Source organism: Tropicimonas aquimaris, from assembly GCF_042676185.1.
Taxonomy (GTDB): Bacteria; Pseudomonadota; Alphaproteobacteria; order Rhodobacterales; family Rhodobacteraceae; genus Tropicimonas; species Tropicimonas aquimaris.
Genome location: NZ_JBHTJT010000008.1, coordinates 139,143 through 163,758 on the forward strand (window position 1 = coordinate 139,143; position 24,616 = coordinate 163,758).

Sequence of the window (24,616 nt, forward strand, 5' to 3'; positions counted from 1 at the left end):
GGGGACGGCGGCGCCGGGGCCCTTACCTTGCCGACCAGTCGCGCAGGACCGGTTGGCCCGCCGCGCGCATGGCCTCGATATAGGCCGACAGGATCTCGTCGCCCGGCGCGCCCATGGCGGTGACCTCCTCGGCCCATTCTCCTGCGATGTTGTCCATGCCCTCGGCCCAGGCGGTGCGCTCCTCGACCGGCACCTCGACGATCGTCGCGCCGCTGGCCTGCATGTTGTCGAGCGCCTTCTGGGCTTCGCTCATCGAGTATTGCGCGAGTTCCTTCCGGTAGATCTCGGCTGATGCCTCGATGGCTGCCTTCACCTCGTCCGGCAGGCCGTCCCAGGTCTGCAGGTTCATGCTGAGCGCCATGGAATTCACGCCGCCGAAGTCGACCTTCACGATGGTCGGCGCGGCTTCGTAGATCTTGAAGGATTCCGCCGCCGTGGCCCAGACCATCGCCCCGTCGAAGATGCCGGTGGCGACCCCGTTGTAGAAATCGGCCAGGGTGGAGGACACGCCCGTCGCCCCGACGCTTTCGACGTACCGCAGGTTCATCCCCGCGCCGCCGAGCTTGTGACCGGAGAGGCTTTCCTTGCCCGCGTAATCGCCCTTGAGGAAGATCTGGTAGTTGTCCACCGCGGCGAGGCTGGTCAGCATGTGCTGGTTGTTGTCGTCCCAGACCTGCAGCATCGCCGGGAACTTTTCCGACAGGTCGTTCACGGTCGCGGAGATCAGGTCGATATCCGTCGACACGAAGGGGGTCGCGTAGGCGATGTCGTAGACCCGCAGGCGGTCGGGATGAAACACCGTCTGGACCACGCCGATATCGGCCAACCCGCTTTCGATGGCTTCGAGCTCTCCCTTCGGCGCGACGATTGCGCCGCCCCAGCCGTAGGTCCATTCGATCTGGTAGGCGCCGGTCTCGGCGAGGCGCTTCTCGACCTCAGGCACGAAGATCTCTTCGAACTTTCCGACCCAGGCCGCCGTGGTCGGGTAGCCCGAAACGGTCGTCAGCCGGATCGTCTCTTGGGCGGTTGCGGTCGCCGTCGCGGCCACGGTCAGCGCGAGCGCCAACGCGAGCGTTGTGCATTTCATGGACTGGTTCTCCTCCCAGTATTTAGCAATGTGCAAATCAGCTTGCTATATGCAAACGAATAAATCAAAAAATACCATGATGCAAATCAGGTGCACCGCAATACGGTGCAACTCGCACATCAGGAGGAGACGCAAGTGCCGGGAAAACATGGGGATGACATTCTTGGAGCAGAGGGCGGCGAGCTCATTTTCGATGCAGGTGCCAGCGCCGCTGCCGCAGAATCATCCGGGGTCGGGGGCAATGCCTGCCGGATGATCGGCTGGTCGCTGTCGGGCTTCCAGAAGGTCGGCGTCCTGACGAATGGCGCGACCGGGCGCAGTTGGCGCATGGCGAGCGACGAGGGGCCCAATCTCAACGGCTGGGACGCCGCGCCGCCGCCGCTCGGGTTTCTCTCGGTCGGCTTCGCGCTCGCCTTTGCCGAGGAGATCGCGGCCCTCGCGCGTCTTCGGAAGGTCGATCTGGGCACCTACGGGATCGAGGTCGACAATTTCTACACGATCGAAGGGCGGATGCGCGACAAGACCATGCGCGGCGGAGCGCTGCCCGTCGTCGTCTCGATCGTGCCGGATCGCGAGATCGACCACGAGGCGGTGGTCGGGCTCGTGCAGGACGCGGTCCATGTCGCCTCGGTGACCGGCGCGATCCGGGGCAGTCACGTGGGCCGGTTCCGCGCCGTGCTCAATGGCGCGGAACTGGACCTGCAGCACGCCAAGCCAACGGGCGCCTTGCCGACGGACCCGCTACCGAACTGCGCCGCCTTTCCTCCCGTCGGGGCGACCGACATACTGATCCCGAACGGCTGGTCGCGAAAGTCCGAGAGCCCGCATCCCTTGCACGTCTCCGCGGCGGGGCATGTCCGGTCGGACCTCGTGCTGGAGCTGACGCAGGAGTTGCGCGCGCCTTGCGGTAGCGCATGGCGGTTCAGGGCAGGGGGAGCGGGCGCCCCGGATGCGGTGTCCTATGTCTCCGCCGGGATCGGGTTCTGTTTCATGACGCAGATGGAGATCCTTGCCGGGATGCACGGTGTCAACCTCGACGCGGTTCGGATCGTTCAGGACACGCGCTTCGGGCCCGGCGGTGCATCATCGGGGACCGGGCGCGTCGCGGCGTTCGAGCCGGTGGAAACTCATGTCTTCATCGAATCGAGGACCGCGAGTCCCGCGCAGGTGGTTGAACTGATCGACTTGGCCGAGCGTGCATGTTACCTTCACGCGCTCTGCCGCACGCCTTTGAAACCGCAGGTGCGCGTGCGCGACCGGATTGGCGAAGCGGGTTGAATGACGGGCGAAAAGGTTGAGAAAACATCGCGCGGCGTCGGCTCCGTGGAAAAGGGCGGGGAGATCCTGCGCGCCCTCGCGCGGCATGGCGCCCCGATCAAGCTGACCGAGCTCGCGGGGCTCACGGGGATGCCGTCGGGGCGGCTGCATCCCTATCTTGTCAGCCTTCGCAACGTCGGCCTGGTCGAACAGACCCTCGACGGCAGCTACCAGCTCGGCCCTTTTGCGCTCGAGATCGGCCTCGTGCGCCTGCGCACGTTGAATCCGGTCAGGATGGCCATTCCCCGCGTGGCCGCGCTGTCAAAATCGCTGGCGCTGAACATCTCCGTCGCCGTCTTCGCGCCGCAGGGTCCGACGATCATCTACATCCAGGAGCACTCCGACATCCTGCATTTCAATATCCGGGTGGGCGGGGTCTATTACATGACCATGTCCGCGACCGGCATATTGTTCTCGGCCCTTCTGCCGCCGTCCATGACCTCCGACCTGATCGAGGCCGAGTTCGCGAGCCGCGAGACCGGGGGCCGGCAGGAGTGGTTCCGGGCGGACCGCGAGACCTTTGCAAGGGAAACCGAACTGGCGCGGCAGCGCGGCTATGCCGTGACCGTCGACATGCCGGTTCCCGGCATCACCGCGGTCTCGGCCCCGGTCTATGACCATACCGGGCAGGTCCAGCTCTGCATCGCCGCGATCGGCCCCAAGCAGATGGTCGATGCAAGCGCCGACGGTCAGGTGGTCCGCGAGCTTTGCGCATTCACCTCGAAGCTGTCGGAAGACCTTGGGCATTTCTGAGGATCTGCCAGCCGGGACGCCCGATCCTTCCGCACTGGCTGAGATCAATGCGCTGATCGGCAGTCGGTTCAGTCAAAGCGCCAGAGGGACCGAGGCGTGCGTCAGCCGTGCATTCGAGAACGCCATGTTCTGGAGGGCAGGGAGGCCACAAGGACCCGCTCCGGAGCCTGAGCCGGGCAGCGTCTTCGAAAGGCTTCAGTCCTGACCCGTATCCCTCGAAAAGGATTTCTCGATTTCGTGCCGGGTCTTCAGCAAAGCTTCTTCGGTCCGTTTGCGGGTTTCCGCAAGGCGGGTCGAGGGCACGGGCACGGAGATCGCATGAAGTTCGCCGCCCCAGTCACGGAACGCGAAGCCTATGCCTGAAATTCCGGGCGTGTGCTCGTCGAGGTCATAGGCAAGCCCGGTCTGCCGGACGCGGGCCAACGTCGTCATCAGTTCCTCCGGGTCCGTGTCGATCCCCCTGCGATCCCACTCGTTCCGGATCAGCTTGCGCGCGACATCCTCCGGAAGCTCGGCGAGGCATGCCCGCCCGTTGGCGCTGGTTGTCAGCGGAAAGACCTCGCCGACCTTGGACACTGTCGTCAGCCGGTGTGTGCCGGGAACCTGATCGAGAAAGACCATTCCCGCCCCGCGCATCACGGCGAGATCGGCGGTTTCGCCCGTGCGTTGCGTCAGCTCGGTCAGAAGAATCCTGCAATGCTCTACGATGTTGTAGCGCGCTGCACCGGCAAGAGAACTGAGCTCCGGGCCGAGCCGCAATCCGCGCCCTTCAGGGTCGCTTATCACGAACTTTTCCGCCGCCAGGGCGCCCGTGATTCTCTGTACCGTAGAGCGGGGCAGTTCAACCTTCTCCGCGATCTGCCCAAGGCTCATTCCAGACTTCGAACTCTTCAGCACACGCAGAATCGCGGCCGCCCTCGAGATGACCTGAATTCCGGATCGTCCATTTTTATCTTCTTTATCAGTCATTTGATTTGGTTCTCGTGGGTCTTTCAAACTGCTCCGAGAACCTTAAGGGCAGAATTTCTGTATCGCAATGCGGTTCTTGTGTTTCGTTATGCGATTTATTTATTGACCGTTATGCGGTGCGAATGCATCATCATTCGGGACAGGTGGGAGGAGCCATCCTGACAATCAAAAACCGACAGCGCCGGGATTCCGGCGAACAGAGGAGTTGTGCCCAATGGTCAAAATTCGCGGCATCGAGTTCCAGGGAAACACCGACAACACCATGGGGCTGGAGTTCTACAACCTGAGCCATCGGTTCGGCTTCCAGAACCCGAACTGGCCCTATTTCGAAGACACCAAGATCGAGCGCATTCACTACATGGCCAAGTCGGGTGTGCTGAGCCAGCGCATCACCACCACGATGCACGCCACTACTCACATCGACGCGCCCGCCCACGTTGTTCAGGGCACGCCCTTCATCGACGAGGTGCCGCTGCCGCATTTCTTCGGCACCGGCATCGTGGTCTCGCTGCCCAAGAAGATGTGGGAGCCGATCACCGGCGACGACCTGGAAAAGGCCTGTGGGCACGCCATTCGCAAGGGCGATGTGCTGATCATAAACACCGGCTGGCACAAGCAGTACGAGGATGGCGACTACTTCGCCTATTGCCCGGGCTTCGTGGCCTCCGCCGGAGAATGGATGGTCGAGAAGGGGGTTAAGGTCGTCGGTCACGACACCCAGGCCAACGACCACCCGCTGGCCACCGCGATCGGCCCGCAGCGCAACGGCCCACTGCTTCCGCACCTCGCGGAAGAGTACAAGGAATGGTCCGGCGGCCGCGATTGGAAGGATGACTTCCCCGACTGGGAGCCCGTCCACAACATCCTGTTCAAGAATGGCATCATGGGCATCGAGAACGTCGGCGGCGACCTCGACGCCGTGACCGGCAAGCGCTGCACCTTTGCCTTCTTCCCCTGGAACTGGGACCGCGGCGACGGCTGCATCGTTCGCCTCGTGGCGATGATCGACAAGGGCCAGAACTACCGGATCGAACCCGGCGAGGACTTCTGAATACTCCCCGACTGGTCGCCGGGAGACCGGCGGCCACTTTTCCACGTTCGCCTGCAGGGAGGAGCAGATGCATCTGAAACGTTTCCAGGACGCCGGAACCTATGAGGCGCCAAACCATCGTGGCTGCCACGGTCTGCGGCTGCAGGGATTCGAAGAAGGCGGGCCGACCAACCAGTGGGTCGGGCTGAGTCAGTTCCTGCCGGGCGGCGGCGCGGGGCCGGACTCGACGCCGTTCGAGAAAGTTTATGTGGTTCTGGACGGAGAGATGACCGTCGTCATCGACGGTCAGGAAACGGTGCTTGGCAAGTATGACAGTTGCACCATCGCACCGAACGAGGTCCGCACGCTCGACAACCGCTCGAACCTGACCTGCACCATGCTGGTCGTCATCCCCTATCCGGCGCCGCAGGCACAGGAGGCCTGAGACATGAATGTTATGGCGAACCCCCTTTCCATGTTCGACGTCAAGGACAAGGTCGCCTTGATCACCGGGGCGTCGGGCGCCTTCGGCATGGTCGCGGCGCGCGTGCTTGCGGGCGCCGGGTGCCGGCTGGTGCTAGTGGCAGGCAACCAGGTCGCGCTGGACGAGATCTCGGAGGAATGCCGCGGAATGGGCGCGGAGGTGCTCGCCGTCAACGCCCGCCCGACCGATGAGGAAACTTGCGAGGGGCTGGTCTCCCAGGCTGTCGATGCCTTTGGCGCGCTCGACATCCTCGTCATCGCCTCGGGCATGAACAAGGTGGCGCTCGTCACCGACATGGAACCCGAGACCTTCACCTCGGTCATGGATGCCAATGTCACGCAAAGCTGGCTGATGGCGCGCGCCGCCGCACGGCGGATGAAGGAGCAGGGCAGCGGCAAGATCGTGCTCGTTTCCTCGGCTCGTGGCCTGCTCGGTCATCCGGCGGGATATACGGCCTATTGCGCTTCCAAGTCCGCCGTCGACGGGATCACGAAGGCCCTTGGGTGCGAACTGGGCGCCTCCGGCATCACCGTGAACGCCATCGCGCCGACGGTCTTCCGCTCCCCGCTGACTGCCTGGATGTTCGAGGACACCGACGAGGCGAAGAAGGTGCGTTCGGGCTTCCTCGCGCGCGTGCCCGTCGGGCGGCTCGGCGAACCCGAAGACCTCGCCGGTCCGCTGCTCTTCTTGTCGAGCAAGGCGTCGGATTTCTACACCGGGCATATACTTTATGCCGACGGCGGCTACACGGCGGGTTGAACCATGGTCGCGAAGAAACAGCAGATGGCGGTGATCGGCGCGGGGCTCATGGGGCACGGGATCGCCCTGACCCTCGCGCGGGCCGGGCACTACGTGGCCATCACCGATCCGGTGAAGGAGGCGCGCGACGGCGTCGCCGCCCGCATTCGCCAGAGCATGGAAGCGATGGGGATCTCCGAGTCGGAGATCACCCGCGCCCTGAAGATGGTGGAGATCTTCGACAGCACCGCCGCGGCGGTCCGGCGGGCGGACGTCGTCTTTGAAGCCGCGCCGGAGAAGATGGCGCTCAAGCAGGCGATCTTTGCCGAGGTCGAGGCGCACGCGCCCGAGACCTGCATCCTCGCCTCCAACACCTCGGTCATGCCGATCACCGAGATCATGTCGGGCCTGCGCCTGAAGGCGCGCGCGCTTGGCACCCACTGGTGGAACCCGCCGCACATGATCCCGCTGGTCGAGGTCATCAAGACCGCCTGGACCGATCCGGAGGTCGCGCAGCGGATGGTCGACCTGCTCGCGGATGCGGGCAAGACTCCGGTGATGGTCGAGAAGGACGTGCCCGGCTTCATCGGCAACCGGCTTCAGCACGCGCTCTGGCGCGAGGCAATAAGCCTTGTGGAGAACGGGATCTGCGACGCCGAGGCCGTGGACACGGTCATCAAGGCGAGCTTCGGGCGTCGGCTTGCGGTTCTCGGGCCGCTGGAGAATGCCGATCTCGTCGGCACCGACCTGACACTCGACATTCACGAGAACGTTCTGGCCGACCTCGAAACCCGCAGGGGGCCATCGCCCTACCTGCGCTCGCTCGTCGAGACGGGAAAGTTGGGGATGAAGTCCGGCGAGGGGTTCCGGACGTGGACGGACGCGGAGGCTGAGGCGGTGCGCGCCCGCGTGGCAAGCCATCTCCGCAAGCTTGAAGGCATACAAGAGACCTGAGGCGAAGCCGGCGAAAAGCCGGGAAAGGGAGGACACATGACCAAGCATTTCAAGACGCCGAACCGCAGGGGCTTCCTGCTGGGAGCGACCGCCACACTGGCGGCGCCGGCCATCCTGCGAAGCACCCGTGCCTACGCGGCCAATCCGGTGCTCAGGGTCGGGCACGTGAGCCCGCGCACCGGCCCGCTTGCGGGCTTTGCCGAAGCCGACGATTACGTTCTGGAGGCCATCCAGAAGACCTTCGCGGCCGGGCTGGAAAACAACGGCAAGACCTGGAGCGTGGAGATCATCTCCAAGGACAGCCAGTCCAACCCTAACCGCGCCGCCGAGGTGGCCGCGGACCTGATCCTCGGTGACGAGGTCGATATCATCGTCGCCGCCTCGACGCCGGAGACGGTGAACCCGGTCTCCGACCAGGCCGAGATCAACGAGGTTCCCTGCATCACCACGGACTGCCCCTGGCAGCCCTACTTCTTCGGCCGCAACGGCGTGCCCGGCGAAGGTTTCATGAACACCTACCATTTCTTCTGGGGGTTGGAGGACGTGATCGCGGCCTTCCTCGACATGTGGGGACAGGTCGATGTCGAGAAGTCGGTCGGCGGCCTCTTCCCGAACGACGCCGATGGCAATGCCTGGGGCGACGCGGAGAACGGGCTGCCCAAGCCGCTCGCCGCGGCGGGCTACAGCCTTGTCGATCCCGGCCGCTACCAGCCGCTGTCGGACGATTTCTCCAACCAGATCGCCGCCTTCAAGGAGGCGGGATGCGAGATCGTCACCGGCAACATGATACCGCCCGACTTCGCGACCTTCTGGTCGCAGTCGGCGCAGCAGGGTTTCGCGCCCAGGATCGTCACCATCGGCAAGGCTCTGCTCTTCCCGTCGGTGATCGAGAGCCTGGGGGAGCGGGGCGAAGGCCTCAGCTCCGAGGTCTGGTGGTCGCCAAACCATCCCTTCTCCTCGTCGCTCACCGGAGCCTCCGCGAAAGACCTGGCCGAGGGATATTCCGCGGCGTCGGGCCGGCCCTGGACGCAGCCCATTGGCTTCAAGCACGCGCTCTTCGAGGTCGTGGCCGACGTGATCCGGCGCGCCGAGGACCTGGAGGACCCGGCGGCTATCGTCGAGACCATCGCGGCCACCAACCTCGATACGATCGTGGGGCCGGTGAACTGGGCCAACGGACCGATCAACAACGTCACCAAGACGCCCCTGGTTGCCGGTCAGTGGCAAAAGGACGGCGACGCCATGGAACTCAAGATCGTCGCGAACTCGACCGCCCCGGAAATCCCGACGACCGGCGAGCTGAAGCTTCTTGGCTGACGCAACTGGGCGACCGGACACGGTCGCCCGAACTCTCCGAGGACCGGATGACGACAATTCTGAAACTCGACGCCGTCTGCAAGGCATTCGGCGCGGTCAAGGTCGCCGATGACCTGAGCTACGAGGTGGCGCAGGGCGAAGCACTGGGCGTGATCGGCCCGAACGGCGCCGGCAAGACCTCGATGTTCAACCTGATCACCGGGACGCTCGCGCCGAACAGCGGCCGGGTGGTCTTTGCCGGCAACGACGTGACATCGCACAACGCGGCCCGGCGCTGTCATGCCGGCATCGCGCGCTCCTTCCAGGTGCCGCAGCCGTTCAGCCACATGACCGTGTTCGAGAACGCGATGGTCGCCGCGACCCAGGCGGCCGGCCTGCGGGAGCACGCGGCGGAGCGCTTCTGCATCGAGGTGCTCGAGCAGACCGGACTGCTGGCCAAGGCGAATACCACGGCAGGGTCGCTCACGCTGCTCGAACGGAAGCGGCTGGAGCTGACCCGCGCACTCTGTGCGAAGCCGAAGTTGTTGCTGCTCGACGAGATCGCTGGCGGGCTGACCGAGGCCGAATGCGTGTCCCTGATCCGCACGATCAAGGACATCCATGCCTCCGGCGTCACGATCATCTGGATTGAACATGTTGTGCATGCGCTTCTTGAGGTCGTCGACCGGCTGATCGTGATCGATTTCGGGCGGCTGATCGCGGAGGGCGAGCCGCATGCGATCATGGACAGCCCGGCGGTCAAGGAAATCTACCTGGGGATCGAAGCCGATGCCTGACGACATTCTCCGGATGCAGGGGCTCGACGCCCATTATCAGGATTTCCAGGCGCTCTACGGCGTCGACATGCATGTCGAGACCGGCGAGGTCCTCGCCATTATCGGCGCCAACGGGGCCGGCAAGACCACCCTGATGCGCTCGATCACCGGGCTGATCGCCAACGGGCCGGGGCAGATCCTCTATCGCGGCGTCGATATCGGCGGGATGCGCGCGGACCAGGTCGCGCGCCTCGGCCTGGCCATGGTGCCGGAGGGCCGCCAGCTTTTCCCCTCGCTCTCGGTTGAAGAAAACCTCGTCATCGGCGGCCAGATGGGGCGGCGGGGGGCGTGGAGCCTCGAGAAGGTCTTCGCGCTGTTCCCGATCCTCAAGGAACGCCGCGCGGTGCCCTCGACCTCGTTGTCCGGCGGACAGCAGCAGATGGTCGCCATCGGCCGGGCGCTGATGTCCAACCCGGACATCATCCTGTTCGACGAGATCAGCCTCGGGCTCGCCCCGATCGTGATCAAGGACATCTACAACGCGCTGCCCGGCATCATCGGCGAGGGCATGAGCGCGGTCATCGTGGAGCAGGACATCACCAAGGCGCTGTCGGTCTCCAGCCGGGTCTACTGCCTGCAGGAAGGGCGCGTCTCGCTAGAAGGGGCGTCCGCCACAATCTCCCGCGAGGAAATCTCCCGCGCCTATTTCGGGATCCAATGACATGGAATGGTTGAACGCAATCGTGCAGGGCGCCCTGCTTGGCGGGCTTTACGCCCTGTTTGCCGCGGGGCTTTCGCTGATCTTCGGCGTCATGCGTCTGGTCAACATCGCGCATGGGGACCTGATCGTGCTGGCGGCCTATCTCGGGCTCACCGTCACCGCCGCGACCGGGCTGCACCCGCTGCTGGCGCTCGTGGTCGTGGTCCCGGCGATGGGGGCGATCGGCTACGCGCTGCAGCGCGGCCTGCTGAACCAGACGCTCGGCGACGACCTGCTGCCGCCGCTGCTGGTCACCTTCGGGCTGAGCGTGATCATCCAGAACGGCTTGCTCGAGGTCTATTCCGCCGATCCGCAGAAACTCGACGCCGGCGCCCTCGAAACGGCCAGCCTGTCCGTCGGGGGGCTGTCGCTGGGCATCCTGCCGGTTCTGACGTTTGCGGTCGCGGTCGCGGTGATCTGGGCGCTGCAGTGGACCTTTTATCATACCTCCCTCGGGCGGGCTTTTCGGGCTGTCTCCGACAACCAGGACATCGCGCAGCTCATGGGGCTCAACCGGCGCCACGTTTTCGGCCTTGCGATGGCGCTTGCGCTGGTGGTCACGGGTATTGCCGGCATCCTGCTCGGTATCCGGACCAGCTTTGACCCCTCGATCGGCGGCGGCCGGCTAATCTTTGCCTTCGAGGCGGTGATCATCGGCGGGCTCGGTAATCTCTGGGGCACGCTGGCCGGGGGGGTCATCCTGGGGGTGGCCCAGACCGTCGGCGCAAAGATCGATCCGGGCTGGCAGCTCCTTGCCGGGCATCTGGCCTTCCTGTTCATCCTGGCGGTTCGCCCGAACGGCCTCTTCCCGAGGGTCGCGGCATGAGCAATCAGGAATACCAGGTCACACGTTCCTCTAAAGCCGCGCGGGTTGCAGCGATCCTCGGCGCCATCGTCGTGGTCATTCTGATCGCCGCGCCCTGGTGGGCCGGGCGTGCCGACATGCGGCTGATGGGCGAGATGTTCCTTTACCTCGCGCTGGCCAGCCTGTGGAACCTGATGGCGGGCTATGCCGGGCTGGTTTCGGTGGGACAGCAGGCCTACGTGGGCTTCGGCGGCTACATGCTCTTTGCACTGACGATGTTCGCCGGGCTGCATCCGCTCACCGCCATCGGTCTCGCCGGGGTGCTCGGCGCGCTGATCTCGGTGCCGGTCGCGGTGCTGATCTTCCGGTTGCGGGGGGCCTATTTCGCCATCGGGACCTGGGTGATCGCCGAGGTTTTCCGGCTCTCTTTCGCGCAGGTCTCGGCGCTTGGCGGCGGCTCGGGATCGTCCCTGCCGGTGGGCATCGTGAAGTCGCTCGCGGATGCGCGGGACACGCGCGAGGCGCTCAGCTACTGGCTGGCGCTCGGCGCCGCCGTGCTGGTGGTGGCCGCCGTCTATTTCTTCCTGCGATCCCGCAGGGGGCTGGCGCTCACGGCGATCCGGGACAACGAACTCGCCGCCAGTTCGCTCGGCATCGACATCTGGCGGACCAAGCTCGTGGTCTACATCGTTTCCGCCGCGCTCACCTCGATGCTGGGGGCTCTCATCTTCCTCCAGAAGCTGCGGATCTCGCCCGACGCGGCCTTCAGCGTCAACGACTGGACAGCCTTCGTGATTTTCATCGTGGTGATCGGCGGCATCGGCACGGTCGAGGGACCGATCATCGGCACGCTGATCTTCTTCGCGCTGCGCGAGACGCTGGCGGATCTCGGCACGGTCTACCTCATCGTCCTCGGGCTTGTCGCGATCGTGGTGATGCTCAAGGCGCCCCGCGGTGTTTGGGGCCTGATCCGCAGCCGCTTCGACCTGCAACTCTTCCCGCTCCGGTATCGCGTGATCCGCAGCGGGTCATCCAAGGGAGCCTGATCCATGGCACGCCAGAAAACCATTATCACCTGCGCAATCACCGGCGCGATCCATACGCCGACCATGTCAGATGCGCTGCCCTACACTGCTGACGACATCGCCGCCCAGGCGGTCGCGGCCTCCGAGGCCGGCGCCTCCGTCCTTCACCTGCACGCCCGCAACCCCGAGAACGGGGCGGTGTCGATCAACACGGACGATTTCGCCAACTTCCTGCCGCGCATCAAGCAGGCGACGAACGCGGTGATCAACATCTCTACCGGCGGCAGCCTCAAGAACACGATCGAGGAACGCATCGCCCCGGCGCTGCGGTTCTCGCCCGAGATGTGTTCGATGAACATGGGCTCGATGAACTTCTCCTTCCATCCGCTGGCGAAGCGCTACGACAGCTTCAAGTTCGACTGGGAGAAGGACTACATCGAGAACTCGGACACCTATATCTTCCGCAACACCTTTGCGGACATCCGGAACGCCGCCACGCAGCTGGCCCCGCACGACATCAAGTTCGAGCACGAATGCTACGATGTAGGGCACCTCTACAACCTGAAATTTTGCATGGATATCGGGCTATTCAAGGCGCCGATCTTCATCCAGTTCATCTTTGGCATCCTCGGCGGGATCGGTCCCGAGGTGGACAACCTCGTCTTCATGAAACGCACGGCCGACCGACTCTTCGGCGAGAACTATCGCTGGTCGGTTCTGGGGGCCGGCGGGGCGCAGATGTCGCTCGCCACGACGGCGAGCCAGATGGGCGGGAACGTGCGGGTCGGTCTCGAGGACAGCCTGTTCATCTCGCGCGGCAAGCTGGCTGAGAGCAACGCCCAGCAGGTCGCCAAGATCCGACGCATCGTCGAGGACCTGGGGTGCGAGGTGGCGACCCCGGACGAGGCGCGCGAGATGCTGGCGCTCAAGGGCGGCGACCGGGTGGCGTTCTGAGCCCGACGGCCGTACGTGGTGATCCGTTCAGGCACCGTAGCGTGCGGCCGCCTGCGCCCGAAGGTGCGCCTTGAAATCCGATGTCAGCTTGGATTCCGCGCGTTCCGCAAGGGTAATGGCGCTGATCACATGTGGCTGTGTCGGAAGTTCGATGGGCGCGATGGCAAGTCCGTCGCCCCCATCGGCCTTGATCGCATAGTTTGGCAGCACGGTCAGGAAATCCGACTGCTTCAACAGCTCGAGAACTGCCTGGGCGGACTCGCTCTGGAAGGCGACGCGCGGCGATCTCACGCCCAGCATCCGCAGCGCGTCTTCCATGTCGGCGAGCAGGATGCTCCGCTCGGAATGGCCCACCCAGGTGATGCCGTCGAGGTCGCCGACGGACGGAGCATCGACCTGCATGACCGGATGTCCGGCCCGGCCGACGATGACGATCCGGTCGCTGAACAGCGGCTCGAGCACGAGTTCGGTGTTTCCCTTGTCGACGAATTTCGACGGCCCGACCACGATGTCGAGCTGGTTCCGGTAGATCCGCTCCATCAGCCCGGAGCGGTAGTCCGGCGTCAGGTCGATCCGGATGTTCGGCCGGGCGGCGAGAAAGCTCGCGACCGCATCGGACATCAGGCTTCGGCACAGGAACGGCGGCGCACCCAGCTTCAGCACGCCGAAGAAGCCGCGGGAACCGAAGTCGACCGTCTCGATCGCCCGGAGCCGCGCGGTTCGGATCGCGCGGCCTTGGTGCGACAGCTCCAGCCCGAGCGCGGTCGGGGTCAGTGGCCGGGTGCTGCGCTCGAAAAGCGGCATGCCGATCCGCGCCTCGAGCGTGCCGATCATGCGGCTCAGGGCCGGCTGCGAGGTGCCGATCCGCTCGGCGGCAAGCTGAAGCGTTCCTGCCTCGACGATGACGGCGAGTTGTTCGAGGTGCCGGGGGTCAATCTGCATATCAAAACCGAATGCTATCATACCGAGATGTCATTGGACTGATATGATAGCGCAGCCAATACTCAGTCAAGCCATGGGGAACGGCGCTGTCGTTTCCAACGCAAGGGAGGAGACTTGCGATGCCCGAGATCGAACCCAAGGACCGGAGTCTGAAGGCTCTGAAGGGCCTGCACCTGTGGCACGCGCCGATGTCGAGCTGTTCGCAGCGCGTCCGCATCGTGATCGAGGAGACGGGTCGGGCGTGGGAAAGCCATCCGATCGATCTCGAGAAGGATGAGCACGCGACGGAAGCCTACCAGGCAATCCACCCGAAGGGCCTTGTGCCCGCGCTGGTCGATGACGGGCGGCTGATGATCGAGTCGATCGACATCATCCAGCATGTCGCGGGCGAAGGGTCCGAGCTGCTGGAGAACGCCGAGGCCGATCTGCTGGAACGTGCGAACGCGGCCCAGGCGGATCTCAAGCTTCTGACTTTCGAATTCCTGTTCAGGGCGGGGCCGCCGCCTTCGAAGGAGCAGGTCGCGGCCTTCGAGGACGGGCACCGGAACACCTGGCTCAAGCAGTTTCGCCGCGATTTCGCAGAGGGCTTCGGCCGCGAGAGGATCGATGCCGCCGTGCGCCGAACGGCGGAGGGCTTCCGGCATCTGGACGCGCTGCTCGCGGACGGAAGGCCATTCCTGTCGGGCGAGACGTTCTCGCTGAGCGACGTTGCCTGGATGCCGAATGTGCATCGCTTCGCCCTGATGGGCTGGCCCTTCGAGCAGACGCCGCGGCTTCAGGACTGGTTCGACCGGGTGTCCCGGCGCCCGAGCTATGGCGCGGCCCTGCTTTCCTGGCAGAACGAGGACGTGGCCGGGATGTTTGCCGAGTACACCCGGACGTGGAGGGCCGAGGGCACCGATATCCGCACATTCGGCGGGCTTCAGAGCTGACAGAACGGCCGCAAAAGATTGCGGATCAAACCGGATCGGCCGCCCCGCGCGCGATCCCAAGGGAGGACTACCATGAACAAGACGCTGATCGTGGCGACACTCGCCCTGACACTTGGAACGACGGCGGCGGACGCGAAAACCCGCCTGCTGGTCAACTGCTTCTGGCCGTCCAGCCATTTCGCCTGCAGCGAGGTCCTGCCGGCATGGATCGACGAGGTCGAGCGCGTGACGGAGGGCAGGGTCACCGGGATCATCCCGCCGAAATCCGTGGCGCCGCCGCCGGATCAGGTCGCCGCGGTGCAAAAGGGCATCGCCGACGTCTCCGTGATGTTCAACGGCTTCTTCGGCGAGAGCGTCACCGGCCCGCTGGTGGCCATGCAGCCCTTCGTGGGGTCCAACAGCGCCGAGGCCATGTCGCGGGCGCTGTGGAGGACGAACCGGGAGTTCTTTGCCGACGAGATCGACACGGTGCACCTGCTGTCGCAATTCGTGATCTCTCCGGCCGAGCTCTACAGCCAGACGGACACGCCGATCAATTCGATCGAGGACCTCGCCGGCCTCAAGATGTGGGTATTACCTGGGCCGCTCGCCGAAATCGCCAAGAAGCTCGGAAGCGGCGTGGTGTCCAGCCCGGCGGTCAGCTCCAACGAGATCATCTCCCGTGGTGTCGTTGACGGGCACCTCGGCCTCGACCCACAGGCGGTGCAGGCGTTCCAGCTCATGCCCTACACGAAATCGACGACCGCCTTCTCGACCCCGATCTATTCGACCTCGTTCTCCGTCTTCGTGAATTCCGACAAGTGGGCGGAGCTCTCGCCGGAAGATCAGGAAGCCATCATGAGCGTGTCGGGGGAGGCCCTGGCGACCGCGTTCGGCGCCCGCTGGGACAAGGCCGCCGCAGCGGCCGTGGCCGCCTATCCCGAGGCCGGCATCGAGGTTGTCGAGGCCGACCCGGCCTTCGAGGCCGCGCTGACCGAGGCCGCCGCCTTCGTGACCGAGGGCTGGCTCAAGGCCGCCGCCGATGCCGGGATGGACGGGCAGGGGGTTCTCGACTTCTACACATCGCAACTTGCCCAGTGATCAACCGAAGCGAAGGGAGGAGGGATCATGGCGGCAAGAACGCTGAACGCGATTGTCCGGGTGCTGGAAGTGTTCTGCAGCGTCGAGCTGCTGGCGATGATGCTCCTGACCTTCGTTGACGTGGTGGGGCGCTACCTGCTGGGCGCACCGGTCTTCGGGGCCTCCGAGATGATCTCGACCATGCTGGCGCTGACGATCTTTCTCGGGCTTGGCATCGCCAACGCGAGGGACAAGCACATCGTGGTCGAACTCGTCGATCATCGCGTGCGGTCTCTTGCGCCGAGGGCCTATGACGTCGTCGTCCAGGGCTTCTCGATTGCCGCGATGTGCCTGATCGTCTTCGTGCTATTCCAGCAGGCCATCGAGGCGGCCCATGCGGGCACGACCACCATCGTTCTGGAATGGCCGCTCGCCTGGATCACAGGCACCGTTGCGGGACTGGCGGCGCTCAGCGTCGTCAGCCAGGTCCTCGGCCTCGTGGTCGGGCGCGGCGGCGCGGCCGGGCATCACCTGGAGGACGTGTGATGGCGACCGCGCTGATCGGATTTGCCGCCCTCCTGCTGCTGTGCTTCGCCGGCTTCCGCGTCGGGTTTGCCACCCTGATCGTGGGCTTCGTCGGCTTCGCCATGGAGCGCGGCTGGGAAGCGTCGTTCGCCATGGTGGGGCAGCAGGTCCTGCATGATTCCATGAACTACAACCTCAGCGTGATCCCGCTCTTCATCCTGATGGGGGTGCTGATCGTGCACGCGCGCATCAGCAAGGATCTCTACGATGCGGCCTATGCTGCGCTCGGCCGTTTCCGCGGCGGCCTGGCCCTGGCCACGGTGCTCGCAGCGGGCGGGTTCTCGGCAGTCTGCGGATCGACGCTCGCCACCGCCGCCACGATGGCAAAGGTCGCCATGCCGCCGATGCGCGCCTACAACTACTCGCGCCGCCTGGCTTCCGGAACCATAGCGGCGGGCGGCACGCTCGGGATCATGATCCCGCCCTCGGTGCCGCTGGTCATCTACGGGCTGATCGCCGAGCAGGACATCGGGCTGCTGTTCATCGCCGGCATCCTGCCGGGGCTGATGCTGGTGGTTCTGTTCCTGATCTGTGTCGGCATCGTGGTCCGCCGCGACCCGTCCGCCGCACCGCCGTCGCCGCCGCTCGACCCTGAGCGCCGCAAGGCGGCGATCCGTGGCACTATGCCTGTCCTGATCCTGTTCCTTGTCGTGCTGGGCGGTATCTACACAGGTGCCTTCACCGCGACTGAGGCCGCCGGGATCGGCTCCTTCGGAGCCGCCGTGATTGCCGTCCTGCGCGGGCACATGCGCAGCTTCTCGGAGTGGCGCGAATGCCTGGTGGATGCGACGACGACCACCGCAACGATCTTTATCGTCCTGCTCGGGGCCATCGTCTTTTCGCAGTTCATCAACCTCTCGGGGATGCCCTACGACCTGCTGGACTACGTGGAGGCATGGGAGCTCTCTCCGACCGGGCTGGTGATTTTCGTCTGCGTCATCGCGATCCTGATGGGGATGGTGTTCGAGGCGATCGGTATCCTCGTCCTGCTGGTGCCGGTGTTCCTGCCCGCGCTGATGATAAACGGGGTCGACATGATCTGGTTCGGGATCCTCGTGGTGCTGGTCAGCGAGATCGGCCTGATCACGCCCCCCATCGGCATGAACGTCTTCGTGGTGAAGTCCGTCCTGCCGGACGTGCCGCTCGGCAAGATCTTTCGCGGCGTGACGCCCTACATCATCGCCCTGACGACCGGCCTCATCCTGGTGCTGGCCATCCCCGGTATCGCGACCTTCCTGCCCAACCTGATGAGGTAATCCCGGTGACGAAGATCAAGAACATCCTCTTCATCATGGCCGACCAGCTCCGGTGGGACTACCTGAGCTGCTACGGGCACCCGCACCTGCACACGCCCAACATCGACAGGCTGGCGGAGCGGGGCGTGCGGTTCGACCGCGCCTATGTGCAGTCGCCGGTCTGCGGTCCGTCGCGGGCCTCCTGCTACACGGGGCGCACGGTGTTCAGCCACGGCGCGACCTGGAACCGGGTGCCGCTGCCGATTGGAGAGCTGACGCTCGGCGATTATCTGCGGCCGCTCGGCGTAAGAACCGCCGTGGTCGGCAAGACCCACATGGTGCCGGACCGGGAGGGCATGGCGCGGCTGGGCCTGAACGGCTCCACCGAGATCGGCATCCGGGTCAGCCAGCCGGGCTTTGATCCCTACGAGCGCGACGACGGCCTGCACCCGACGCCGATGCTGCGCAACAAGGGCGGCACGCTGCATTACAACGACTGGCTGCGGCAGCAGGGCTACGAGGGCGAGAACCCGTGGAACGATTATGCCAACGCGGCCGAAGGGCCCGATGGCGCGCTTCTGTCCGGCTGGCACCTGAAGAATTCGAACCTGCCGGCGCGGGTGCAGGAAGAGCACTCGGAAACCGCCTACATGACGATGCGGGCGCGCGAGTTCATCGAGGAGACGGGCGATCGGCCCTGGCTCTGCCATCTGAGCTACATCAAGCCGCACTGGCCCTACATGGCGCCGGCGCCCTACCACGACATGTTCGGCCCGGAGACCTGGCTGCCGGCGGTCCGCAGCGAGCCGGAGCGCGAGAACCCGAATCCGGTCTACGGCGCGTTCATGGGCATGGAGGTCAGCGAGACCTTCTCCATGCAGGGGGTGCGGGAAACCGTGCTTCCCGCCTACATGGGGCTGATCAAGCAGATCGACGACCACCTCGGGCGGCTGTTTTCCTGGCTGGAAGAGACCGGCAAGGACAAGGACACCATGATCGTGTTCACCTCCGATCACGGCGATTACCTGGGCGACCACTGGATGGGCGAGAAGGAACTGTTCCACGAGGTCTCCGTCCGGGTTCCGCTGATCATCTACGATCCGCGCCCCGAGGCCGATGCCACGAGGGGCACGGTCTGCGATGCGCTGGTCGAGGCAATCGACCTTGTGCCGACCTTCCTCGAGGCGACCGGCGCGCCGATTGCCAGTCACCGTCTCGAAGGGCGCTCCCTGCAGCCGTTGCTGCACGGCTGCACCCCGGAGGACTGGCGCGACGCGGTGTTCTCCGAGATCGACTATGCCTTCTACGCAGCCCGCGAGGCGCTCGATGTCGACGTGTCCGAGGCGCGCGGCTACATGCTTCGGACGGCTCGCTGGAAGTACATCCATTTCAAGGGATTCCCACCGCAGCTCTTCGACCTGCGCCACGACCCGGACGAGTTCGAGGATCTGGGCCGCAATCCAGATTACGAGATGGTCCGTCAGGAGATGCACAGCCGCCTGCTGGACAGGCTCACCAGCCGCAAGAACCGTGTCACGATGACGGACGAGGGCGTGCGCGCGCTGCGGCGGGACGAGGACAGCTCGGGCATCCTGATCGGCAAATGGGCGCCATGAGCCCGTCGTGACCGACCGGATCGACAAACTCGCCAGCCGTGTTGCCGGGTTCGAGTGGTTGGCGCTGGTCAAGCGAACCAGCCTGCGGACGGACGCTTTCGCCGGACTGACCGGCGCCGCGGTGGTCCTGCCGCAGGCGGTGGCCTTTGCCGCCATCGCGGGCCTGCCCCCGGAATACGGGCTCTACACGGCGATGGTGACACCCGTGGTCGCGGCCCTCAGCGGGTCGTCGCTCGTCATGGTCTCCGGTCCGACGACCGCGATCTCCGCCGTGGTCCTGTCGGCGCTGGCGGGCCGGATGGAGCCGGGGTCAGCGGAATTCATCGAGGCCGCGATCCTGCTCGCGTTCCTTGTCGGCCTGTTGCAGACGGCCTTCGCGCTGGTCCGCGTCGGGCGGCTGGCGGGGTTCGTGTCGCATTCGGTGATGACGGGGTTCACGGCCGCAGCGGCGCTGCTGATCGCGGTCAGCCAGCTCGGCCCGGCGCTTGGACTGGAAGGCGGCGGGGCAGGGGGCATCGGCGAACGCCTCGCCTCGGTCGCAGGCCGCCTGCCGGCCTATGACCCGGCGGCCCTGGTCTGCGCCGGTCTGACCTTCGCGACCGTCCTGCTGTGCCGCAGGTTCCTTCCCCGCTGGCCCGGTTTCCTGATCGCGATTGCGGTCGGCACCATCGCCGCAGCCTTGATGGGCGACATGGCCGGCCAGCTCGCCTTCGTCGGGGAGCTTCCGGCTGCATACCGGGCTTCCGGCTGCCGGATTTCGGCGTCGGCAACATGGCGGAGCTGCTGGAGAGCGCCTTCGCCATCGCGCTGATCGGCCTGCTGGAGGCGATCGCGATCGGCCGCAGCCTGTAGCACCGGACCCGCACCGATTTCTCCGCCAACCGGGAGGTCCTCGGACAGGGGCTCTCCAACATCGCGGGCGGCATGTTCCAGTGCTACCCGGCATCCGGCTCCTTCACGCGTTCCAGCGTGAACCTCGAGGCCGGCGCGAGCACCCCGTTCGCGGCTGTCTTCGCAGCTATCTTCCTCGTCCTTCTGGTAGTCCTGTTTCGCCCGGTGATCGAGCATGTGCCGATTGCCTCGGTCGCCGGGCTGATCCTCTACGTTGCGTGGAAACTGCTGGACTTCGCGGAGTTCAATCGCCTGATCCAGACCAGCCGCCGCGAAACGATCATCGCCGGGCTGACCTTACTGACCGGTTTGTTCATGGACCTGGAGTTCGCGATCTACATCGGGACCTTCGCGTCGCTGGCCGTGTTCCTCAACAAGAGCGCCAACCCCGATCTCGCGATCGGCGCGCCGGATCCGGGCGCGGAGCACCGCAAGATCCGCAATGCTCAGTTGTTCGAACTCGAGGAATGCCCGGCAATTGTCATCGCCCGGCTGGACGGGCCGCTCTTCTTCGGGTCGGTGGACTCGCTTAACGGGAAGTTGCGCGCGCTGGCGCGGCGGCGTCCCGAGCAGACCAACCTCGTTCTCATCCTCCACGGCGTGGGCGACGTGGACCTCGCCGGCGTGGAATTACTGGAAATGGAGGCAGAGAGGCGCAGGGCCGTTGGCGGGGATGTCTTCGTCGGCGTCCATTATCCGCCGCTGGCGAAGCGACTCGAGCAATTGGGACTGGTGGAAATGCTCGGGCGCGACCGGATCTTCGATGGCAAGGGCGCCGCAATTGCCGCCGCGGTGAGCCATGTTCCCCTGTCCAGATGCGAGGTCTGCACGGCGCGCGTGTTTTCCGAATGCGCCGCGCGCCCGCAGCCGCCGGAGTTGGACGACAGCCCGGCCCTCGTGGCATGAGTTTTCGTGTCTCCGGAGTGGCTTATCAATGCCGCCCGGGATGGACCGAACCGCGGCCCGCGGATAGATTGCCGATATGACGGCCGACCAGACACTCCTCTTCGCGCTGTTCGGCGCGGTCTTTGCGATGCTGCTCTGGGGGCGGCTGCGCTACGATATCGTTGCCTTTGCCGCGCTCATGGTGGCCGTCGTGCTCGACCTCGTTCCCGCCGACGCGGCCTTCGCCGGTTTCGGACATCCCGCGACGCTCGTCGTCGCACTCGTGCTGGTGGTCTCGGCCGGGTTGGAGCGGTCGGGGGCGGTCTTTCTGATCACCCGGACGCTGGTGGATCCCGCCCGAAGCCTCGGGGCGCATATCGCCTTCATGGGAGGGATCGCCGCGGCGCTGTCTGCGTTCATGAACAATGTTGCCGCCCTGGCGCTGCTGATGCCCGTGGACATCCAGACGGCCCGCAAGGCGGGGCGGGCGGCGCGGCTCTCGCTGATGCCGCTGTCCTTCTGCACGATCCTCGGGGGCATGGTCACGCTGATCGGCACGCCCCCCAACATCATTATCGCCGGCATTCGCGAGGATCAGCTCGGCGAGAGCTTCACGATGTTCGATTTCGCGCCCGTGGGCGGGGTGGTGGCGCTGGCAGGGCTCTGCTTCGTCGCGTTGATCGGCTGGCGGCTGATCCCGAAAGCAGAAGGCGAGGGTGCCTTGTCAGAGACGCGCGAGCGGGTGAAGGACTACATCGCCGAACTCAAGGTCCCGGCTGGGTCGGAGCTGATCGGCAAGCGTCTGTTCGAGACCTACGAGGCGGCGGAAAAGAACGACGTCGCTGTGCTCGGTCTCGCACGGGAGGGCAAGCGGCTTTACGGGACGCAGCGCAACACGATCCTGCAGGCGGGCGACGCGCTCGTGCTGGAGGCCCGGCCCGAGGCACTGGACGAGTTCCGCGCAGCGACCGGTCTGAAGTTCCTCGACGGCGACGAGCAGGAGGTGACCGGCATTGCCGGGGAGGGCCTGTCGATCATGGAGGCGGTGGTGCCGGACCGGGCGCGGATCGTCGGCAAGTCGGCCCGGCAGGTGGGGCTTGCCCTGCATCAGCGCACCGTACTTCTAGGGATATCGCGCGGCGGGCAGCGGATCACGAGGGAAGTGCGCACGACCATCGTGCGGTCGGGCGACATCCTGCTGCTGCTGATGCCGGAGGGAAATGAGGAATCGGTGACGGACTGGCTCCGCGTTTTGCCGCTGGCCGACCGCGGCCTCGTGGTCACGGACCAGCGCAAGGTCTGGACGGCGACCGGGATCTTCGCCCTGGCCGTGGCGGCCGCCTCGCTGGGGCTGATCTACCTGCCGGTGGCGCTCGGCATCGTCGTGATCGCTTACGTGCTGACCGGGGTTCTGCCGATCTCGGAACTCTACGACCGGATTGAATGGCCGGTGATCGTGCTGCTGGGGTCGATGATCCCGCTCGGTGCGGCGCTCGATGCCGCCGGGGGCACGGCGCTGATCGCCAATGCGCTAGTCGACCTGGGGGCGGGCTGGCCGGCCTGGGCGCTGCTGGCGCTGCTGATGGCCGTCACAATGACGCTTTCGGACGTGCTCAACAACACCGCCACAGCCGTGGTCGCCGCACCCGTGGCGATCCAGATGGCCCAAAGCCTCGGCGTCAGCCCCGATCCCTTCCTGATGGCGGTCGCGATCGCTGCGTCCTGCGCGTTTCTCACGCCGATCGGCCACAAGAACAACACGCTGATCCTCGGGCCGGGCGGCTACGCCTTTGGCGATTACTGGCGCATGGGGTTGCCGCTGGAGATCCTCGTCGTGGTAATCGCGGTGCCGATGATTCTGCTGGTATGGCCGCTGTAGCCCTCCGTCTCAATTGAGCAGCGCGCGGTGGGCGTGCCGTGTTCCAGAGCGGTGTCGAGAGGTTGCCGCGCAACGCATCCGCGCCCGTTTGGTTCCCGAAATTATTAGAGAATTTTGCAGCCCCCCAAAGGAACTCACCGGGGGCGTCGTCGTTGTTCGGACAGATGCAAACGGCACCGATGCGCCGCTTGCGAAGCATGTGAAAGGAGACATTCGATGACCCGCTTTTTCACTACGACCGCGACCGTCCTTCTGCTGACCCTGCCGGCCTATTCCCAGGCGCAGACCACGGTCGGTGAAACCGGCGAGGCGAGCCAGCCCGCCGACACGATGAACCAGACCCCCGTGCTTGACGGTCAGGCTGCGCAGTCCGGCGACATGATGTCCGAAGAGCCGTCCACGCTTGCCGGTGACATGTCGATCCCGGCGTCGGACCTGATCGGCCACAGCGTCTACATCCGCTCCGATGCCGAAGTCGGCGCCGATATCGCCACGAGCCTCGAGGATGTCCCGGCCGAGTGGGAGCAGATCGGCGAGGTTGGCGACGTGATCCTGTCGCCCGAGGGCGAGATCGACTCGGTTGCGCTGGATGTCGGCGGTTTCCTCGGTATGGGCGAGAAGAACGTCCAGACCGGGATGGACTCGCTGGAGTTCGTGAAGGAAGCCGACAGCGAGGACTCGTTCTTCGTCGTTTACACCGGCGACCGTTCCAAGCTGGAGATGGAGCGCGACTACGACGAGACCGTTCTGGAAGAGAGCGGCTACAGCTCCTGGACCGCGCAGCGCGAGACCGCGCTGATTGCGAGCGACACCGGCGAGATGTACGAGCCCGAACAGGCCGAAGCCGCAACTGACGAAAGTGCCATATCCGATGACGCGGATCCGATGATGGCTGATGCTGCGGATTCCCCGCTGACCTCGGAGGAACTGCAGGGCATGCCGGTGATCGGCATTGATGGTGAGCGCATCGGCGAAGTTTCCGAAATCGTTCTGGCCGAAGACGGCAAAATCGAGAACCTGATCGTCGAAGTCGGTGGTTTCCTTGGAATTGGCGAAAAGCCGGTCGCGATCCCGTTCGCCGAAATCCAGGTCGAGGAAAATGACGGTCTGGCAGATCAGGTCGTGCGGATCAACAGCACCGAGGAAGAACTCGAGTCCATGGACGTCTGGGAGAGCTGATCCCCAGACGCTCCGCGAAACCGCGCCTTGCTCCGTGGCGCAGCCGGTCCGGCGGTGGAATGCCGCCGGACTTTTGCCTCGCTATTCGCCCCGGAGTGGTCGGGGCCGGGAATTGGCCATTGAGCCACCAAGGCAAATCTCACCCAGATTCATTCCGGCAGGAGGATGCAATGCAGCTCAATTCGAACTTCGGAACGCAGGCAGAGACGGGCAAGCGGGCACTAAGCGCAGCTCCCAAGGTGATTCACGTCTATTCAGACAGCCGGGCCGTCGTCGACTTCGATTCCGCGTCGGAGCGGGAGGGACGGCGGCAAAGAGGCCGCATCCGTCTGCCGCTGGACGCCGAGAGCGTCGGGCCGAGCGCTCCTGATCAACGCGCCGTCAATGCATTGGACGAGACGTCCTTTCGCGACGCTTCCGGCGCCGGTGTGGCTGATGTCACGTCGGGCCGGAGCCCGACCTAGA

25 protein-coding genes and 1 pseudogene are annotated in these 24,616 nt (G+C 65.3%); 23 read left to right on the top strand and 3 right to left on the bottom strand.

Annotated elements, in window-relative coordinates; all coding sequences use genetic code 11:
* Window positions 1-22: 22 nt before the first annotated feature.
* Window positions 23-1,087, bottom strand: a complete 1,065-nt coding sequence (locus tag ACFQ2S_RS07120; protein ID WP_386073764.1) for a C4-dicarboxylate TRAP transporter substrate-binding protein — start codon at window positions 1,085-1,087, stop codon at window positions 23-25.
* Between the two features lie 135 nt (window positions 1,088-1,222).
* Here ACFQ2S_RS07120 and ACFQ2S_RS07125 point away from each other — a divergent pair, with 135 nt between their 5' ends.
* The gene (locus tag ACFQ2S_RS07125) at window positions 1,223-2,365 is read left to right on the top strand and encodes an OsmC family protein (RefSeq protein WP_386073765.1); all 1,143 of its coding nucleotides are present in this window, start codon (window positions 1,223-1,225) and stop codon (window positions 2,363-2,365) included.
* Window positions 2,366-3,157 carry an IclR family transcriptional regulator gene (locus tag ACFQ2S_RS07130; RefSeq protein WP_386073766.1) on the top strand — a complete coding sequence of 264 codons (792 nt, stop codon included), beginning with the start codon at window positions 2,366-2,368 and terminating at the stop codon, window positions 3,155-3,157.
* A 195-nt stretch (window positions 3,158-3,352) separates the two neighbouring features.
* Here the strand turns inward: ACFQ2S_RS07130 and ACFQ2S_RS07135 are convergent, their stop codons facing one another.
* Window positions 3,353-4,126 carry an IclR family transcriptional regulator gene (locus ACFQ2S_RS07135; protein ID WP_386073767.1) on the bottom strand — a complete coding sequence of 258 codons (774 nt, stop codon included), beginning with the start codon at window positions 4,124-4,126 and terminating at the stop codon, window positions 3,353-3,355.
* Window positions 4,127-4,340: 214 nt separating this feature from the next.
* On the opposite strand from ACFQ2S_RS07135, the gene ACFQ2S_RS07140 reads away from it, so the two are divergent.
* The 10 genes from ACFQ2S_RS07140 (at window position 4,341) to ACFQ2S_RS07185 (ending at window position 12,948) form a co-directional block, all read left to right on the top strand.
* Window positions 4,341-5,177, top strand: a complete 837-nt coding sequence (locus ACFQ2S_RS07140; RefSeq protein WP_386073768.1) for a cyclase family protein — start codon at window positions 4,341-4,343, stop codon at window positions 5,175-5,177.
* A gap of 67 nt (window positions 5,178-5,244) precedes the next feature.
* Window positions 5,245-5,601 (top strand): cupin domain-containing protein, encoded by a 357-nt coding sequence (locus ACFQ2S_RS07145; RefSeq protein ID WP_386073769.1) that lies wholly within the window; start codon window positions 5,245-5,247, stop codon window positions 5,599-5,601.
* A 3-nt stretch (window positions 5,602-5,604) separates the two neighbouring features.
* Complete coding sequence (locus ACFQ2S_RS07150; RefSeq protein ID WP_386073770.1) at window positions 5,605-6,399, top strand: SDR family NAD(P)-dependent oxidoreductase; 795 nt, start codon at window positions 5,605-5,607, stop codon at window positions 6,397-6,399.
* 3 nt (window positions 6,400-6,402) lie between these two features.
* Window positions 6,403-7,332: a 3-hydroxyacyl-CoA dehydrogenase family protein gene (locus tag ACFQ2S_RS07155; RefSeq protein WP_386073771.1), complete on the top strand. Its 930-nt coding sequence runs from the start codon at window positions 6,403-6,405 to the stop codon at window positions 7,330-7,332.
* A gap of 36 nt (window positions 7,333-7,368) precedes the next feature.
* Window positions 7,369-8,649 (top strand): ABC transporter substrate-binding protein, encoded by a 1,281-nt coding sequence (locus tag ACFQ2S_RS07160; protein ID WP_386073772.1) that lies wholly within the window; start codon window positions 7,369-7,371, stop codon window positions 8,647-8,649.
* 47 nt (window positions 8,650-8,696) lie between these two features.
* Window positions 8,697-9,425: an ABC transporter ATP-binding protein gene (locus ACFQ2S_RS07165; protein WP_386073773.1), complete on the top strand. Its 729-nt coding sequence runs from the start codon at window positions 8,697-8,699 to the stop codon at window positions 9,423-9,425.
* The gene (locus tag ACFQ2S_RS07170; RefSeq protein WP_386073774.1) at window positions 9,418-10,125 is read left to right on the top strand and encodes an ABC transporter ATP-binding protein; all 708 of its coding nucleotides are present in this window, start codon (window positions 9,418-9,420) and stop codon (window positions 10,123-10,125) included. Before ACFQ2S_RS07165 ends, ACFQ2S_RS07170 begins: the two co-directional genes overlap by 8 nt.
* A gap of 1 nt (window position 10,126) precedes the next feature.
* A complete protein-coding gene (locus tag ACFQ2S_RS07175; RefSeq protein ID WP_386073775.1) occupies window positions 10,127-10,990 on the top strand; it encodes a branched-chain amino acid ABC transporter permease in 864 nt (287 codons plus the stop codon).
* Window positions 10,987-12,015 (top strand): branched-chain amino acid ABC transporter permease, encoded by a 1,029-nt coding sequence (locus ACFQ2S_RS07180; RefSeq protein ID WP_386073776.1) that lies wholly within the window; start codon window positions 10,987-10,989, stop codon window positions 12,013-12,015. The genes ACFQ2S_RS07175 and ACFQ2S_RS07180 overlap by 4 nt, the downstream gene beginning before the upstream one ends.
* Before the next feature lie 3 nt (window positions 12,016-12,018).
* Window positions 12,019-12,948: a BKACE family enzyme gene (locus tag ACFQ2S_RS07185; protein ID WP_386073777.1), complete on the top strand. Its 930-nt coding sequence runs from the start codon at window positions 12,019-12,021 to the stop codon at window positions 12,946-12,948.
* 27 nt (window positions 12,949-12,975) lie between these two features.
* On the opposite strand, the gene ACFQ2S_RS07190 is transcribed toward ACFQ2S_RS07185, so the two are convergent.
* The gene (locus ACFQ2S_RS07190; protein WP_386073778.1) at window positions 12,976-13,890 is read right to left on the bottom strand and encodes a LysR family transcriptional regulator; all 915 of its coding nucleotides are present in this window, start codon (window positions 13,888-13,890) and stop codon (window positions 12,976-12,978) included.
* A gap of 119 nt (window positions 13,891-14,009) precedes the next feature.
* Between ACFQ2S_RS07190 and ACFQ2S_RS07195 the strand changes: the two genes are divergently transcribed.
* The 11 genes and pseudogenes from ACFQ2S_RS07195 to ACFQ2S_RS07245 all read left to right on the top strand — a co-directional run bounded on the left by ACFQ2S_RS07195 (window position 14,010) and on the right by ACFQ2S_RS07245 (window position 24,615).
* Window positions 14,010-14,822, top strand: coding sequence for a glutathione S-transferase family protein (locus ACFQ2S_RS07195; RefSeq protein WP_386073779.1), 813 nt, complete (start codon window positions 14,010-14,012; stop codon window positions 14,820-14,822).
* Window positions 14,823-14,894: 72 nt separating this feature from the next.
* Complete coding sequence (locus tag ACFQ2S_RS07200) at window positions 14,895-15,902, top strand: hypothetical protein (RefSeq protein WP_386073780.1); 1,008 nt, start codon at window positions 14,895-14,897, stop codon at window positions 15,900-15,902.
* 27 nt (window positions 15,903-15,929) lie between these two features.
* Window positions 15,930-16,427, top strand: coding sequence for a TRAP transporter small permease (locus ACFQ2S_RS07205; protein ID WP_386073781.1), 498 nt, complete (start codon window positions 15,930-15,932; stop codon window positions 16,425-16,427).
* On the top strand, window positions 16,427-17,722 hold the full coding sequence (locus ACFQ2S_RS07210) for a TRAP transporter large permease (RefSeq protein WP_386073782.1): 1,296 nt from the start codon (window positions 16,427-16,429) through the stop codon (window positions 17,720-17,722). Before ACFQ2S_RS07205 ends, ACFQ2S_RS07210 begins: the two co-directional genes overlap by 1 nt.
* A 5-nt stretch (window positions 17,723-17,727) precedes the next feature.
* Window positions 17,728-19,317, top strand: coding sequence for an alkaline phosphatase family protein (locus ACFQ2S_RS07215; protein ID WP_386073783.1), 1,590 nt, complete (start codon window positions 17,728-17,730; stop codon window positions 19,315-19,317).
* Between the two features lie 7 nt (window positions 19,318-19,324).
* Window positions 19,325-20,128 carry a SulP family inorganic anion transporter gene (locus ACFQ2S_RS07220; protein WP_386073784.1) on the top strand — a complete coding sequence of 268 codons (804 nt, stop codon included), beginning with the start codon at window positions 19,325-19,327 and terminating at the stop codon, window positions 20,126-20,128.
* A gap of 62 nt (window positions 20,129-20,190) precedes the next feature.
* Window positions 20,191-20,484, top strand: a pseudogene (locus tag ACFQ2S_RS07225) (SulP family inorganic anion transporter); the annotation flags it as partial.
* A gap of 39 nt (window positions 20,485-20,523) precedes the next feature.
* Window positions 20,524-21,114 carry an STAS domain-containing protein gene (locus ACFQ2S_RS07230; protein WP_386074302.1) on the top strand — a complete coding sequence of 197 codons (591 nt, stop codon included), beginning with the start codon at window positions 20,524-20,526 and terminating at the stop codon, window positions 21,112-21,114.
* A gap of 76 nt (window positions 21,115-21,190) precedes the next feature.
* Window positions 21,191-22,972, top strand: coding sequence for an SLC13 family permease (locus ACFQ2S_RS07235; protein WP_386073785.1), 1,782 nt, complete (start codon window positions 21,191-21,193; stop codon window positions 22,970-22,972).
* Window positions 22,973-23,188: 216 nt separating this feature from the next.
* Window positions 23,189-24,151 carry a PRC-barrel domain-containing protein gene (locus tag ACFQ2S_RS07240; protein WP_386073786.1) on the top strand — a complete coding sequence of 321 codons (963 nt, stop codon included), beginning with the start codon at window positions 23,189-23,191 and terminating at the stop codon, window positions 24,149-24,151.
* 170 nt (window positions 24,152-24,321) lie between these two features.
* A complete protein-coding gene (locus tag ACFQ2S_RS07245) occupies window positions 24,322-24,615 on the top strand; it encodes a hypothetical protein (RefSeq protein WP_386073787.1) in 294 nt (97 codons plus the stop codon).
* Window position 24,616: the final 1 nt, after the last annotated feature.